Below are 13833 nucleotides of genomic sequence, written 5' to 3' on the forward strand. Positions count from 1 at the left end.
GTCCGGTCCGGCCTACGCTTTCGGTGACTGCCACTCAGCACGGTTGCAGATCGCGGATGTGGTCTAGGGGTTCAAATCCTCTGGTAGTCGTCAACAGCGGCAAGGCGGGTCCTCACGGGCCCGCCTTGTCCCTTTGTCCGTCACCTTCATCCCACCCGTGCCCTGCTGTCCGGGCAAGGTGTGCTCGGGTGGCGTCACGCTCCGGGCGAGCCGGGCCGCGCGACAGCATCCAGCCTGCGTCGCAGCAGGGCGCGTTCGGGTTCGGTGCCGGCCAGGGCGAGCGCCGCCCGGTACGCCTCGGCGGCCTCGGCGTGCCGGCCGAGCCGGTGCAGCAGGTCGCCCCGGGCAGCCGGGTACGGGTGGTAGGCCCGCAGCAACGGCTCGTCGGCCAACTCGTCCAGCAGCGCCAGACCCGCCTCCGGGCCGTCGCGCATCGCCACGGCGGCGGCCCGGTTCAACGCGACGACCGGCGACGGCGTGAGGGCGAGCAGCACGTCGTAGAGGGCCACGATCTGCGGCCAGTCGGTGGTGGCGAGTTCGGCCGCCTCGACGTGCAGGGCGGCGATCGCGGCCTGCACCCCGTACGGGCCGGGTGGGCCGCCGGTCAGCGCGACGGGCACCAGGTCGAGGCCGTCGGCGATCATCGGACGGTCCCAGCGGCCGCGGTCCTGCTCGTCGAGCAGCACCGGTTCGTCGTTCGGGCCGGTGCGGGCGTCGCGCCGGGCGTGGATCAGCAGCATGAGCGCGAGCAGCCCGGTGACCTCCCGTTCGGCGGGCAGCAGCCGGCGCAGGATCCGGGCCAGCCGGATGGCCTCCTCGGCGAGGTCGAGCCGTTGCAGACGCGGGCCCCCGCTGGCCGCGTACCCCTCGGTGAAGATCGAGTACACCGCCTGGAGCACTCCCGGCAGCCGCTCCGGCAGTTCCGGCGCGCTGGGCACACGGAACGGAATGCGGGCCTCGTGGATCTTCTTCTTCGCCCGCGTGATCCGCTTGGCCATCGTCGCCGTCGGCACGAGGAAGGCCCGCGCCACCTCGGGCGTGGTCAGTCCGGCCAGGTAGCGCAGGGTCAGCGCCCCACGGTCCTCGGCGGCGAGGGCCGGATGCGCGCAGGTGAAGAAGAGCTGGAGCCGCTCGTCCGGCAGGTCGTCGCCCGGCTCCGGCGCGGGGGCCGGGCCCGCCCGGTCCGCCTCCGCCTGGAGGATGGCCAGCCGCGCGGCGAGGGTCCTGTCCCGGCGCAGCCGGTCGACCGCCCTGCGGCGTGCCGTGGTCATCAGCCAGGCGCCGGGCCTGGGCGGAACGCCGTCGACCGGCCACCGCGCCAGGGCCGCCTCGACGGCCTCGGAGGTGACCTCCTCGGCCAGGTCGAGGTCGCCGAAGCGGCGGACGAGGGCCGCCAGCAGCCGGCCGTGTTCCTCGCGGAACACCGCCTCCACGACTGCCGCCGGCGCCTCGTCCGTCCCCCCGTCGCCGGCGGGCGCTCCGCCCACCGCGCTCAGCCTCCGAACTCGGCGACCGGCCGGACCACGACGGAGCCGCCCCCGCGCGCGCCGGGGCAGCGCGCCGCCCAGTCGAGCGCGACGTCGAGATCCGGCACGTCGATCACGTAGAAACCGCCGAGGACCTCGCGGGTCTCCGCGAACGGCCCGTCCGTGACGGTCCGCCTGCCGTCCTCGCCGACCCGGACCGTCGTGGCGGTGACCAGGTCGGCCAGCGACTCGCCGGAGACCAGGATGCCCGCCTCCCGCACCTGCTTGTCGTACGCCATCCAGTCCCCGACGTCACAGCCGGCCGCCCCGCCGTCCTCGCCGACCGCACCGGCGTTGATGAGCATCATGTACTTCACGATCCGACTCCCTCGATGTCGTCCCACCCTCGTACGGCGCGACCGCCGTACGCCATCACGACGGACGGGAAGCCGTCGAATGGACACACCCTCCCAAGATTTTTGCGCCGTCGCCCGGCGGCCCTCCCTCCGGCGCTCCGGCGGGCCCCGGGCCGGCGGCTGGACGGCCGGTGGCTACGGTGACCGGATGGCCGTACCCCGACTGATTCCCATTGCCCACGAGCCCGACCACCGCACCGACCGGATCGGCCGGTACGACGGCGGAATGTTCCTGGCGTCGGCGTGGGACCACCACGCGTACGTGCACCTCTTCGACCACGACGGCGCGTACCGGCACTCGACGGTCCGGCGGGTCACGGACCGCCGCACGCTGGACGACGCGGTCGCGGAACTCGTCGCGGACCTGCCGGGCCGGGTGTACGGCGACATCGCGGTCCAGCTGTTCCAGACCCGGCAGGACGGCGTTCTCTTCGGCCTGGTGGACGAATCCGGCGACCGGGCCGGCGACGGGGGCCATGTCGACTGGGTCGAGTTGTATCCGGACCGCCTCGGCTTCGGCGCGCCGTGGGACGGGCTCTACGACACCTGACTTCGCGCGGCTGCCGACGTCGGGCGTCGCGCCGCACGGCGGTCCTTGACCGTGCCGGCCGATTGGTCGTAGGTTCCAGCCTTACATCGACTTCCATAAGTCGATGTAACCGGTGTCCCGGCCCGGTTTCCCACGTCCGCGGCCCCACGGGACCCCTCGCGACAAGGACGGCCATGACCATCACCCGCCGCTCGCTGCTCGGCACCCTCGCCGCAGCCGGTGTGGCCACGGCCGTCGCGCCGGCCCTCGCCCCCGGCACGGCTCACGCCGCCACCTGGAAGAAGCGCCTCACCGGCGCCGACCTGGACACCAACCACCGGTGGCGGGTCGCGGGCACCGATCTCGGCATCCCGTACGTGCTGGAGAACGGCTCGATCGGGTACCTGTTCGGCGACACCTTCGACACCCCGTGGCCGGAGGGCCCGCCGGTGCCCAACGACTGGCGTTCACCGGTGATGCTGCGTTCCAACGTGCATCCCGGCGACGCCGGCGGGGTCGTCTTCGACAGCGCCGCCCGCGTCGCGGGCAACGGCCGGGCCCCGGAGCTGATGCACAACGGCCACCACGGGATCGGCATCGACGGTCTCTGGGAGGTGACCGTCATCCCCAACGACGGCATCGCCTTCCCCGAGACCGGTCGCCAGCTCGTGTCGTACATGAGCATCGAGAACTGGAACTCCGCCGGCCCGGCTGGGCCGCACTGGCGGTCGCGCTACGCCGGGCTGGCCTACAGCGACAACGGCAACGACTTCGTCCGTACGCCGCTGAAGTGGTGGAACGACGGCACCAACACCGACCCGTTCCAGATGTGGACGATGCAGCGCGACGGGGACTGGGTGTACGTCTTCTCGGTGCGTTCCGGCCGCCAGCACGGGCCGATGATGCTGCGCAGGGTCCGCTGGGACCGGCTGTTCTTTCCCGAGTCGTACGAGGGCTGGGGCTTCAACGGCAGCGACTGGGGCTGGAACCGCCCGTGCACGCCCATCCTGACCGGCCGCTTCGGCGAGCCGTCGGTGCGGCGGCTCGCCGACGGCACCTGGGTGATGTCCTATCTCAACTGCGCCACGGGGTGCATCGTCACCCGCACGGCGAGCGGGCCGGACCGGGTCTGGACGCCGGAGAAGATCCAGGTCACCTCCTGGCAGGAACCCGGCCTCTACGGCGGCTTCGTCCACCCGTGGTCGAGCCGGCGGGCCAACGACCTGCACCTCATGGTCTCGAAGTGGACCAGGACGCCCGACAACCGGAGCACCGCCTACCACGTCAGCCAGTTCGCCGGATCGGTGTGAGCGGGCCGGCGCCACCCCGCGACGGGCCGGCGCCACCTCGCCGGTCAGGCGACGACGGGCAGCGCCGGAAAAGATGCCGACAGCATGTTGGTACGATCCTGACATGCAGTCGATAAAAGCTGGCCCACGGTGGTGGGCATGTTCCTAGCGGTACGCGAACTTCGGTTCGCCAAGGCCCGGTTCGGCCTGATGGGGGCGGTCGTCGCGCTCATCGCGGTGTTGGTGGTGCTGCTGTCGGGGCTCTCCTCGGGCCTGGTGAACGACGGCGTGTCGGGACTCCAGCGCATCCCGGCGACCTCCTTCGCCTTCGCCGACGGCGTGCAGCACGACGCGGCGTTCTCCCGCAGCGTCGTCGACATCTCCGCCGTCGACTCGTGGAAGGCGCAGCCCCGGGTCGCCGACGCGGCACCGTTCGGCAACGCCCTGATCAACGCCCGCAGCGGCTCGGGCGTGGAGATCGACCTCGCGTTGTTCGGCGTGCCCACCGACTCGTTCCTGGCCCCGCCGGTGGACGAGGGCTCCCGGCTCGGTGCCGCGAACGGCATCGTGGTGAGCCGGACCGCGATCGACGCGGGGCTGCGGGTCGGTGACACGGTGACCGTCGACCGGATCGGCACCCGGTTGACGGTGGTGGGCGCCATGGCCGACCAGCACACGTTCGGTCACGTCGACGTGGCCTACCTGCCGCTGCCGGTCTGGCAGGAGATCAAGGCCGGCGTACGCCCCGGCGAGTCCGTCCCGGACGGCACCTACGACGAGATCACCGCCGTGGCGGTGCGGAGCGTCGACGGTGCCGAGGTCGACCTGGCGGCCGGCGACCGGGCCGCCGGCACCGAGAGCCTGACCCGCACGGAGTCGTTCGGCGCCTCGCCCGGCTACACCGCCGAGACGTCGACCCTGCGGCTGATCGAGTGGTTCCTCTACGCCATCTCCGCGCTCGTGGTCGGCGCCTTCTTCACCGTGTGGACCATCCAACGCCGCGCGGAGATCGCCGTGCTGCGGGCCATGGGCGCCCCCACGGGCTACCTGCTGCGCGACGGGCTGGCCCAGGCCCTCGCGCTGCTGCTGCTCGCCGTCGGCGCGGGCGTCGCGGTCGGCACGGCGGCCGGCAGCCTGGTCGGCGGCGGCATCCCGTTCGCGCTCAGCGCGCCGGCGATCGCGGTGGCCGCCCTCCTCCTGCTCGTCCTCGGCCTGGCCGGAGCCGCCGTGGCCATCGTCCGGATCGCCGCAGTCGATCCGCTGACCGCACTGGGAGCGAACCGATGACCGACACCGGCCTGGTCATGCGCGGCGTGACCCTGCGCTTCGGCGACGGCGACGACACCGTGCTGGCGCTGGACGGGGTCGACCTGACCGTCGCCCCCGGGCAGTTCGTCGCGGTGGTCGGCCCCTCGGGGGCGGGCAAGTCCAGCCTGCTCGCGGTGGCCGGCGGGCTGACCGTCCCGACCTCGGGTTCCGTCACTCTGGCCGGGCAGGACATGACCGTGCCGAGCGCACGGGCGCGGGCGGCCCTGCGCCGGGAGTCCGTCGGCTTCGTGTTCCAGTCCGGCAATCTCATTCCCGCGCTGACCGCCGTGGACCAGATCCGGCTGCCGGCCAGGTTCGGCGGTCTCGGCTCCCGGGCCCGCGACGCGGTGGCCCTGCTCGACGAGGTCGGGATGGCCCAGAAGGCGAACCGCCGCCCGCACCAACTCTCGGGGGGCGAGCGGCAGCGCGTCGGCATCGCCCGCGCCCTGGTCAACCGGCCGCGGCTACTCTTGGTCGACGAGCCGACCGCCGCCCTCGACCGCACCCGCAGTCACGAGGTGGTGGAGTTGCTCGCCCGCGAGACCAAGGAGAACGACGTCGCCACCGTCATGGTCACCCACGACCACGACGTACTGCGCCACTGCACGACGGTGTACGAGATGATCGACGGGCGACTCATGCCCGTGCCGTGACGACAGGGAGACCCGTGCCGAAGATCCAGGCGCCCACGGTGGCCGAACACCGCGCCCGGCAGCGACGGGCGATCCTGGCGGCGGCCCGCGAGATCCTCGCGGAGAACGGGACGCAGGCGCCGAGCCTGGCCGAGGTCGGCAAGCGGACGGGCTTGGCGCGCCCCAGCGTCTACCAGTACTTCAAGTCACGGGAGGACCTGCTCAACGCCGTCATCGCCGACATGTTCCCCGAGTGGTCGGCGTACGTCACGCAGCAGATGGACCAGGCCACCGACCCCGGCGGACGGGTTCTGGCCTACGTCGAGGCCAACCTGCACCTCGTCGCCCAGGGGGAGCACGCGGTCATGCGCGGCCTCGCCAGCAGCGCGTCGGGCACCGTCCTCGCCGAGGAGAGCCGGACACTGCACCACCAGTTGCGTACGCCCCTGGTGGCGGCCCTCGCCGATCACGGCGCCACCGACCCGGACAGCGCGGCGGAACTGATCCAGGCGGTGGTCTACGCCTCCTCACAGATGATCGAGAACGGCACACCGGAAGCCACCGTGGTCGCTCACACCCGGGAACTCCTCTGTCCCTACCTGCGACAACCACACTGACCCACGACCGCGCTCACACCCGTCGACGGTTGGCGTGGTCGCGGACGGGGCAGCCGCCCCGCCCCGGTTCGCGGGGCGGGGCGGGATGGCGTCGCCACGTCACCGTCGCGCGGCGGGCTCCCTGTCGGGGACACCGGGCTCGGTGATGTTGACGTCGAAGACGTCGAGCAGGCCCAGCAGCCCGGCGAGGACGACGGCCTCGTCACGTCTGAGCGTGATGCTGCGGGTGGCGTCGGGGTCGTCGCCGTCGTGGTAGACCAGCTCGCGCCGGCCGCCGGCGTAGTGGGTCACCACCCCGATGCGCAGTCCCGCGTCCGTGGTGAACATGCGGCGGAACCCGATACCGGGCAGGGGGGTCAGTTCGACGTCCATCGGAACTCCAGGTGGTGCGGAAGGTCGGGGCGGTTCGGTCCCCGGCCGGGCGGCCGGTGGGCGGCGGTGGACAGCCGCGCGGCACCGCCACCGGGAGGCCGTGCGGTACCGCCCCGGTCAGCCGGTGAGCAGCAGGCGCAGGCCGGCGAGCGTGGCCAGGTGCGGGTCGGCGGGCATCGTGACGATCCGTCCGGTCAGCGCGGCCAGTCGGGCCCCGAGTTCGGGATGTGCCGCCCCGCCGCCGGTGATCAGCAGCCGGCGTCGTCTCGGCCAGCCCGGCCGGGTTCCCAGGCGGCGCACCGCGGCGGCGATCAGCGGGATCTGGTCGATGGCGTTGGGCACGTCGACCCGCTCCGCCGCCTCCACCGCGCGGTCGGCGATCCGGGCGATCTCGGTCCGGCCGTGTCCGATGTCGACGGCGACCACGTCGTCGCCGTCGAGGTCGGCCCGGCAGGCCAGGGCTGCCGCCAGCGGCTCCTCCACCGTGGCGACGCGCCCGCCGAACGCCCGGTGGACGACCTCGACCAGGAAGTCCTTCTGCCGCAGCGTGGCGGTGGCCGGCACGCCGACCACGACCGGGGAGACGTCGTCACCCGGCCGCCCGGAGGTGGCGGCCACCACCCGCAACAGGTGTACGCAGGCGAGGAAGTCGGCCACCACGCCGTAGCGCACCGGCCACAACAGCTTCGCGCCGCCGTTGTCCCGCAGGTCCATGGCGGCACGCCCGACGGCGTAGCCACCGGACGGCATCCGCGCGAGGACGGCGGGCTCGGCCACGATCGTGCCGGAGACCGGAGTCCACAGGCGCACCGTCGAGGTGCCCAGGTCGAGGGCGACAGGATGCCGCAGGCCGAGGCGGGCGTACGCACCGGGGGACAGCATGGTCACCACCCCCGCTGCGGGATGTGCGTGCCGGCGTACGCCGCGGCACGGGGTCCGTCGGCGACGGACCGGGACAGGGTGGGTCGATCATGATGCGGGGTCGGCATGGTGCTCCAAGCCACAGGCCCCGGTCGTACGACACGGGGAGGCGGACAGGCTTCAGACGGCGAACGTCAGCCTGGGCGGAGCGCGGTCGGCCGACCACGCCGGCACGCAGCCGGGGACGGCCCGGGCGCACCGGAACACTATGCACAGCCCGACGGCCCGGGCCCCGGACAGCACCATGACCAACACGGCCAGCAACAGCAGCGCCGGCAGCGAGACCCGCTTGCCGGCGCGGCGGAGGCTGTGCCGATCCTGCATGCTCGACACCATAGCCGGGCGACCGCCGTTCGGCCACGCCGTTGCCGCGTGCGCAGGACGCCCACCGGGGCACGGGCGGGGCGGGCCCGTCGTCCCGGTGCGCCGGGCCGATCGGCCCTGCCTGCGGTGCCTGCGGTGCGCCGAGGATGGAACCGGACCTCGTCGTGACCCTGGAGATGATCAGCATGTGCAACTACTGCGGCTGCCGGGAGTTCCCCCTGATCGGCCGGCTTTCCGCCGAGCACGAGGCGATCGCCAACGCGGCCGGGCGGGTACGCGACGCGGTGCGGGCCGGCGCGGACGCGCAGGCGGCCCTCGACGCCCTGTTGGCCCTGCTGATCCCGCACACCGCCACCGAGGAGCAGGGGCTCTTCGTCGAACTGCGGGCCGAGGGCAGCCTGACCGACGCGGTAGAGAAGCTCTGCGCCGAGCACGACGACATCCACGGTGTGCTTACGGGCGTCGACCGGACGGCGCCGGACTGGCCCGCGGTGCTGGCCGCGCTGGACCGGCTCCACCGGCACATCGACAACGAGGAGCACGGGCTGTTTCCGGCCGCGGTGATCGCGCTGCCCATCCCGGCCTGGGACCGGATCACCCCGACGGCCGGCGCCGCGCGGTAGGTCCCGCCGGGTCGCTTCGCCGTGGGGCGCGACCGCCGGAGCGCTGGCGCGACCGATAATACCTGACTAAGGTCAGGCATCATGGAAGCCCAACTCATCGCCGCCGTACGGCGGTTCAACCGGACGGTGACCCAACGCGTGGGGGCGCTCGACGACGAGTACATGGCGCGCGCCCGGCCCCTCGCGCAGGCCCGCCTGCTCTGGGAGATCGGCCCCGGCGGCGCCGAGGTCGCGGCGCTGCGGTCCCGGCTCGGGCTGGACTCGGGTCACCTCAGCCGCCTCCTGCGCGCCCTGGAGGGCGACGGGCTCGTGGCCGTCGGGCCGTCCGACCAGGTTTGCGGCGACGGGCGGGTCCGGGTCGCCACGCTCACCGACACCGGCCGCGCCGAGTGGGCCGAGCTCGACGAGCGCTCCGACGAGTTCGCCCGGTCGATCCTCGCACCGCTGAGCGGTCGACGCCGCGAGCGGCTCGTCGCGGCGATGGCCGAGGTGGAGCGGCTGCTCGTCGCGTCGATGGTGCTCATCGAGCCCTGCCCGCCGGGCGATCCCCGGGCACGTGCCTGCGTCCGGGCCTACGCCAGGGAGGTGGCGCGGCGCTTCGACAGCGGGTTCGACCCGGCACGCAGCAACCCGGTGCACGACGAGGAACTCGTCCCCCCGGCCGGCGTGTTCCTGCTCGCCACCCTCAACGCCGAACCGGTCGGCTGCGGCGCGGTCAAGCTGCACCGCGACGCACCCGCGGAGATCAAGCGGGTCTGGGTGGCGGACTCCGTACGCGGGCTCGGGATCGGCCGGCGGATGCTGGGCGAGCTGGAACGGCACGCCGCCGAGCGGGGCTGGACCGCCGTCCGGCTCGACACCAACCGCAACCTCACCGAGGCGATCGCGATGTACCACGCGGCGGGCTACCGCGAGATCGGGGCGTACAACGCCGAGCCCTACGCCCACCACTGGTTCGAGAAGCGCCTGACGCCTGACGACGCGACCGGCGGGACGGCCTGACGCGCCATCCGGCCGACGCTTGCCAGCCCCTTCAACACGATAGAGAATTGCCGATGTTCCTGAGCCGGACGTGATCGGGCAGCCGGGCAGCCCTCGATCGGAACCCCGCCCTGTCCGCCGTGCTGGAGAGGAACCATCCATGAGAACCAGACTCCGACTGCTGGGCGCCGCCTTTGCGGCCGCCGCGCTGACGACGCTCGCGGCGGTGTCGGTCGCCCCGCCGGCATCCGCCGCGACCCTGACCGAGGTGACGAACTTCGGGCCCAACCCGAGCAACCTACGCATGTACCTGTACGTGCCGGACTCCGTCGCGCCCCGGCCCGGGCTGCTGGTCGCGGTGCACTACTGCACCGGCACCGGCCCCGCGATGTACGCCAACACCCAGTACGCGGCCCTGGCCGACCGGTACGGCTACATCGTCGTCTACCCGTCGGTGACCCGCAGCAGCCAGTGCTTCGATGTCTCCTCCCCGCAGGCGCTGCGCCGTGACGGCGGCAGCGACCCGGTGGGCATCAGGTCGATGGTCGACCACGTCCGGCAGCGGTACGCCGTCGACCCCGACCGGATCTTCGCCACCGGCATCTCGTCCGGCGCCATGATGACCAACGTCCTGCTCGGGCTCTATCCCGACGTGTTCAGCGCCGGTGCGGCATTCTCCGGGGTGCCCTTCGGCTGCTTCGCCACCACGAACGGCTCCGAGTGGAACAGCGAGTGCGCCAACGGGCAGATCACCAGGACCCCGCAGGAGTGGGGGGACCTGGTCCGCAACGCGTACCCGGGGTACACCGGGCGCCGGCCCCGCATGCAGACCTGGTACGGCACCAACGACGAGGTGCTGCGCTACCCGAACTTCGGCGAGCAGATCAAGCAGTGGACCAACGTGCACGGGCTGAGCCAGACGCCGACGTACACCGACAGCCCGCAGGCCGGCTACACCCGCACCCGCTACGGCGGCAGCGGCGACCGGGCGCCCGTCGAGGCGATCAGCATGCAGGGGGTGTCGCACAACCTGCCGGTCGACGCCGCGCAGGCGGTCCGCTTCTTCGGTCTCGACACCACCACGTCACCCACCACCCCGCCCCCGACCACTCCCCCGCCGACCACTCCCCCTCCTTCGCCGGGCGCCTGTCGGGTGGAGTATGCCGTCAACGCCTGGAACACCGGGCTGACCGCCTCGGTGACCGTCACCAACACCGGCGGCACGACGCTCACCGGCTGGTCCCTGGCCTTCACGCTGCCCGCCGGCCAGAGCCTCACCAACGGCTGGAACGCGACGTACGCCCCGACCAGCGGCGCGGTCATCGCCCGCAACGTCTCCTACAACGCCGTCCTCGCGCCCGGCGCGTCGGTCAGCATCGGCTTCCAGGCCACCCACACCGGCGACACGACACGACCCGCCACGTTCACTCTCAACGGCGCCACCTGCGCGATCACCTGAACCGGTCGGGCCGGCGCCAGCCAGGGCGCACCAGCCTTTCACCGTGGTTGGCGCCGGTCAGCCGCAGCCGAGTCCGGTCATCTAACATCGGCGACCGTTGCGGCGTACGACATAGGGGTTGGGTTGCATGTGGCCGTTCGCGAAACGACCGAAGGATCCGGTCCTGGACCCGTCCTATGGAGACCCGCACCGGAAGGCCCTCATCCGGGCGTTGGAGAAGCGCAAGTGGAAGTTCGCCCGAGAACTGCTCAACATGGCGGCCGATCCGGACGAGACGGCCTTCCTGATGGAGGCGGTCGGCGGGGTCGACGGGGTCCAGGACTGGATCGGCGACTGGGTGGACGCCGAGCCTGATTCGACCCTGCCCGTGCTGGTCGCGGGTTGTCACGCCGTGCACTGGGCGTGGCAGGCGCGCGGCGGCAAGCGGGCGAAATACACCACTGCCGCCCAGTTCAAGGGCTTCCATGAGCGCCTGCAGTACGCCGAGGCGTTGTTGCAGAGGGTGCTCGAACGCGAACCCGACAACGTGACAGCGCGGGCATGGCTGGTCACCAGTTCCCGAGGCCTGGGCGTCGGGTCGGCGGAGGCCCGGCAGCGCTTCGAGGCGGTGACTCGACTACACCCGGGGCACCTGGTCGCGCACGAGCAACGGTTGCAGTATCTGTGTGCCAAATGGTCCGGCAGTCACGAGGAGATGTTCGACTTCGCCCGGGGCGCCGCCACGGCGGCCGGACCGAACAGTCTCCTGCACCAACTGGTGGCCGTCGCCCACATCGAGAAGTGGCACGCCGCTGAACGGGAGGAGGGCAACGAGTACATCGTTTCGGACGAGGTCCGCGCCGAACTTCTCACCGCGGCGGATCACTCGATCTTCCACCCGGACTACGTCCCCGCCGGCCCCGGCTGGGCGCCCCGGGTGGCGGTATTCGCGATGGCCCTGGAACTGGCCGACGAGTTCGACGCGGCAGGGCGCGCGTTCGCGCTGCTGGACGGAGTGGTCACCGAGTGGCCGTGGCAGATGCTCGGCGACCCGGTCGAGAAGTTCACCGCCTCCCGCGACTATGTGACCGCGAACCTCAGCTGACAATCCAGGCAGAGACGGCCCGGCGCGGAAGGTGTTCCGCGCCGGGCCATGGGCGAATCAGCTCGCGGTGCAGGTGGGCGTGCCGGTCGGCCCGGTTCCGGTGCCCTGGAAGCCGAACTCGGTGACGGCCCCGGCGGAGAGCCGGCCGTTGTAGTCGACGTTACGGAACGTCACGGCACCGCTGGTGCCGCTGCCGCGCGCGCTCCACATGTTGGTGATCGTCGCGCCGGCGGGCAGGGTGAGGGCGACGGCCCAGCCGTTGATCGCCGTGGATCCGGCGGTGACGCGTACCGTCGCGACGAAACCGCCGGTCCACGAGTTCAGCGACACCGTCGCGGCGCACCCACCGGAGGGCGGCGGGGTGGTGGGCGGCGGGGTCGTCGGGGGCGTGGTGGTGGGCGGCGGGGTGGTGCCGCCGTTCAGGGCGTCGAGGGTGGCGGTGTACGCCGGCTTCTTGTTGCCGCTGCCGTCGAAGAGCAGCGGGGTACCGCTGGCTCGCCAGGAGTCGGTGTCCCGGATGCCCCACACGGTGATCCCCGTGCAGCGGGACACCGCGAGGCAGGCGCGGACCACCCGGCCGTAGTTGTCGGCCTGCGTCTGGCCCGATCCCTCGATGTCCAGCTCGGTGATCTGCACGTCCACACCGAGGTTGGCGAAGCGTTGCAGGTTGGCCTGGTAGTCAACGGGCACCGGCGAGGCGCTGTTGAAGTGCGACTGGAAGCCGACGCAGTCGATCGGCACGCCTCGGGCCTTGAAGTCCTGCACCATGGCGTACACCGCGTTGCTCTTCGCGTTCTGCCCGTCGGTGTTGTAGTCGTTGTAGCAGAGCTTCGCGTTCGGGTCGGCGGCGCGCGCCGCCCGGAACGCCACCTCGATCCAGTCGCCGCCGGTACGTTGCAGGTTCGAGTCTCGGCGCGCCCCGGTGCCGCCGTCGGCGAACGCCTCGTTCACCACGTCCCAGGAATGGATCTTGCCTCGGTAGTAGGTCGCCACCTGGGTCACGTGGTTGACCATCGCCTGGCGCAGCGCGCTGCCGTTGAGGTTCTGCGCCCACCCCGGCTGCTGGGAGTGCCAGGCCAGGGCGTGGCCGCGTACCTGCATCCCGTTGGCGCGGGCGTGGTTGACGATCCGGTCGGCGTTGGTGAACGTGAACTGGCCCTGGGACGGCTCGGTCGCATCCCACTTCATCTCGTTCTCCGGGGTGACCGAGGTGAACTCCCGGTTCAGGATCCCGACGTACGTGGTGTCGGAGAGCTTGTTGGCGGCCACCGCGGCGCCGAAGTAGCGCCCCTTCTCGGCGGCGGACGCCCCCAGGGTCGTCCCGGCGTTGGCGCCGGACGCCACCGCGAGCGTCGCGGCGACGACGGAGAGACCGACCACGACCGACGCCAGCGCGACGCGCTGCCGCCTGTGGGCTACCGGGCGCCCACGGTGATGGGCGAGCATGTTGTCCATGGCAGAGCCTTTCGATGAACCGGATGGATGGGGAAGGTCGCCTCGGCAACCGCCCGCCACGGCGCGGAGCCCATGGAGCGGTCGCCCGGAGACCACGCCGCCGTGAGCATCCTCGACACCGTGAGTTGATCGAAGCCCTTCCATCGGACCGTATCGGAACGAGTCCGGAAGCTCAACGCCCAGTTATCGGATTCTTCCGGCGGATCTTCCCTGATTTTCTCGGTCCACTGCGGATCCGCCCTGCCCGCCGCCGCCATCCTGCCGCCCACGGCACCGGAAGTTTCGAAAGCCAGTGGCTCGGCCGGGAGCCTTGCGTCCATGACACCGAGGGTCTCGCCACCACTCTGCTCGCCAGCC

15 protein-coding genes are annotated in these 13833 nt (G+C 72.1%); 9 read left to right on the forward strand and 6 right to left on the reverse strand.

Annotated elements, in window-relative coordinates:
* Positions 1 to 194 precede the first annotated feature (194 nt).
* Both AB0D32_RS22860 and AB0D32_RS22865 read right to left on the reverse strand, forming a co-directional pair.
* Complete coding sequence (locus tag AB0D32_RS22860) at positions 195 to 1487, reverse strand: sigma-70 family RNA polymerase sigma factor (protein ID WP_357093565.1); 1293 nt, start codon at positions 1485 to 1487, stop codon at positions 195 to 197.
* A gap of 5 nt (positions 1488 to 1492) precedes the next feature.
* Positions 1493 to 1834, reverse strand: a complete 342-nt coding sequence (locus AB0D32_RS22865) for a YciI family protein (RefSeq protein WP_357093822.1) — start codon at positions 1832 to 1834, stop codon at positions 1493 to 1495.
* A gap of 196 nt (positions 1835 to 2030) precedes the next feature.
* On the opposite strand from AB0D32_RS22865, the gene AB0D32_RS22870 reads away from it, so the two are divergent.
* From AB0D32_RS22870 to AB0D32_RS22890, 5 genes are all read left to right on the forward strand, one after another.
* Positions 2031 to 2432: a hypothetical protein gene (locus tag AB0D32_RS22870; RefSeq protein WP_357093568.1), complete on the forward strand. Its 402-nt coding sequence runs from the start codon at positions 2031 to 2033 to the stop codon at positions 2430 to 2432.
* Positions 2433 to 2605: 173 nt separating this feature from the next.
* Positions 2606 to 3721 carry a DUF4185 domain-containing protein gene (locus AB0D32_RS22875; protein WP_357093570.1) on the forward strand — a complete coding sequence of 372 codons (1116 nt, stop codon included), beginning with the start codon at positions 2606 to 2608 and terminating at the stop codon, positions 3719 to 3721.
* 138 nt (positions 3722 to 3859) lie between these two features.
* A complete protein-coding gene (locus AB0D32_RS22880; protein WP_357093574.1) occupies positions 3860 to 4987 on the forward strand; it encodes an FtsX-like permease family protein in 1128 nt (375 codons plus the stop codon).
* On the forward strand, positions 4984 to 5661 hold the full coding sequence (locus AB0D32_RS22885) for an ABC transporter ATP-binding protein (RefSeq protein WP_357093577.1): 678 nt from the start codon (positions 4984 to 4986) through the stop codon (positions 5659 to 5661). The genes AB0D32_RS22880 and AB0D32_RS22885 overlap by 4 nt, the downstream gene beginning before the upstream one ends.
* A 14-nt stretch (positions 5662 to 5675) precedes the next feature.
* Positions 5676 to 6257, forward strand: a complete 582-nt coding sequence (locus tag AB0D32_RS22890) for a TetR/AcrR family transcriptional regulator (RefSeq protein ID WP_357093581.1) — start codon at positions 5676 to 5678, stop codon at positions 6255 to 6257.
* A 99-nt stretch (positions 6258 to 6356) separates the two neighbouring features.
* Here the strand turns inward: AB0D32_RS22890 and AB0D32_RS22895 are convergent, their stop codons facing one another.
* From AB0D32_RS22895 to AB0D32_RS22905, 3 genes are all read right to left on the reverse strand, one after another.
* A complete protein-coding gene (locus tag AB0D32_RS22895) occupies positions 6357 to 6629 on the reverse strand; it encodes a potassium transporter TrkA (protein ID WP_357093584.1) in 273 nt (90 codons plus the stop codon).
* Between the two features lie 117 nt (positions 6630 to 6746).
* Complete coding sequence (locus tag AB0D32_RS22900; protein WP_357093587.1) at positions 6747 to 7511, reverse strand: rod shape-determining protein; 765 nt, start codon at positions 7509 to 7511, stop codon at positions 6747 to 6749.
* A 159-nt stretch (positions 7512 to 7670) separates the two neighbouring features.
* Positions 7671 to 7874, reverse strand: a complete 204-nt coding sequence (locus tag AB0D32_RS22905; protein WP_357093589.1) for a hypothetical protein — start codon at positions 7872 to 7874, stop codon at positions 7671 to 7673.
* A gap of 185 nt (positions 7875 to 8059) precedes the next feature.
* On the opposite strand from AB0D32_RS22905, the gene AB0D32_RS22910 reads away from it, so the two are divergent.
* From AB0D32_RS22910 to AB0D32_RS22925, 4 genes are all read left to right on the forward strand, one after another.
* Entirely contained in the window at positions 8060 to 8497 is a 438-nt protein-coding gene (locus AB0D32_RS22910) for a hemerythrin domain-containing protein (RefSeq protein ID WP_357093826.1), read from the forward strand.
* Between the two features lie 81 nt (positions 8498 to 8578).
* Positions 8579 to 9499: a bifunctional helix-turn-helix transcriptional regulator/GNAT family N-acetyltransferase gene (locus AB0D32_RS22915; RefSeq protein ID WP_357093592.1), complete on the forward strand. Its 921-nt coding sequence runs from the start codon at positions 8579 to 8581 to the stop codon at positions 9497 to 9499.
* Between the two features lie 139 nt (positions 9500 to 9638).
* Positions 9639 to 10937 carry a PHB depolymerase family esterase gene (locus AB0D32_RS22920; RefSeq protein WP_357093595.1) on the forward strand — a complete coding sequence of 433 codons (1299 nt, stop codon included), beginning with the start codon at positions 9639 to 9641 and terminating at the stop codon, positions 10935 to 10937.
* 127 nt (positions 10938 to 11064) lie between these two features.
* On the forward strand, positions 11065 to 12021 hold the full coding sequence (locus tag AB0D32_RS22925; RefSeq protein WP_357093599.1) for a DUF4034 domain-containing protein: 957 nt from the start codon (positions 11065 to 11067) through the stop codon (positions 12019 to 12021).
* A gap of 57 nt (positions 12022 to 12078) precedes the next feature.
* Here the strand turns inward: AB0D32_RS22925 and AB0D32_RS22930 are convergent, their stop codons facing one another.
* The gene (locus tag AB0D32_RS22930; protein ID WP_357093602.1) at positions 12079 to 13476 is read right to left on the reverse strand and encodes an endo-1,4-beta-xylanase; all 1398 of its coding nucleotides are present in this window, start codon (positions 13474 to 13476) and stop codon (positions 12079 to 12081) included.
* Between the last annotated feature and the right edge of the window lie 357 nt (positions 13477 to 13833).

This window comes from Micromonospora sp. NPDC048170, from assembly GCF_040652795.1.
GTDB lineage: Bacteria > Actinomycetota > Actinomycetes > Mycobacteriales > Micromonosporaceae > Micromonospora.

Excerpts from the sequence above, each read along its gene's own strand:
- AB0D32_RS22865 (WP_357093822.1), bottom strand. The coding sequence starts at position 1,834 with ATGATGCTCATCAACGCCGGTGCGGTCGGCGAGGACGGCGGGGCGGCC.
- AB0D32_RS22910 (WP_357093826.1), top strand. The coding sequence starts at position 8,060 with ATGTGCAACTACTGCGGCTGCCGGGAGTTCCCCCTGATCGGCCGGCTT.
- AB0D32_RS22925 (WP_357093599.1), top strand. The coding sequence starts at position 11,065 with ATGTGGCCGTTCGCGAAACGACCGAAGGATCCGGTCCTGGACCCGTCC.
- AB0D32_RS22880 (WP_357093574.1), top strand. The coding sequence starts at position 3,860 with ATGTTCCTAGCGGTACGCGAACTTCGGTTCGCCAAGGCCCGGTTCGGC.
- AB0D32_RS22930 (WP_357093602.1), bottom strand. The coding sequence starts at position 13,476 with ATGGACAACATGCTCGCCCATCACCGTGGGCGCCCGGTAGCCCACAGG.
- AB0D32_RS22870 (WP_357093568.1), top strand. The coding sequence starts at position 2,031 with ATGGCCGTACCCCGACTGATTCCCATTGCCCACGAGCCCGACCACCGC.
- AB0D32_RS22875 (WP_357093570.1), top strand. The coding sequence starts at position 2,606 with ATGACCATCACCCGCCGCTCGCTGCTCGGCACCCTCGCCGCAGCCGGT.
- AB0D32_RS22920 (WP_357093595.1), top strand. The coding sequence starts at position 9,639 with ATGAGAACCAGACTCCGACTGCTGGGCGCCGCCTTTGCGGCCGCCGCG.
- AB0D32_RS22900 (WP_357093587.1), bottom strand. The coding sequence starts at position 7,511 with ATGCTGTCCCCCGGTGCGTACGCCCGCCTCGGCCTGCGGCATCCTGTC.
- AB0D32_RS22895 (WP_357093584.1), bottom strand. The coding sequence starts at position 6,629 with ATGGACGTCGAACTGACCCCCCTGCCCGGTATCGGGTTCCGCCGCATG.
- AB0D32_RS22885 (WP_357093577.1), top strand. The coding sequence starts at position 4,984 with ATGACCGACACCGGCCTGGTCATGCGCGGCGTGACCCTGCGCTTCGGC.
- AB0D32_RS22905 (WP_357093589.1), bottom strand. The coding sequence starts at position 7,874 with ATGCAGGATCGGCACAGCCTCCGCCGCGCCGGCAAGCGGGTCTCGCTG.
- AB0D32_RS22915 (WP_357093592.1), top strand. The coding sequence starts at position 8,579 with ATGGAAGCCCAACTCATCGCCGCCGTACGGCGGTTCAACCGGACGGTG.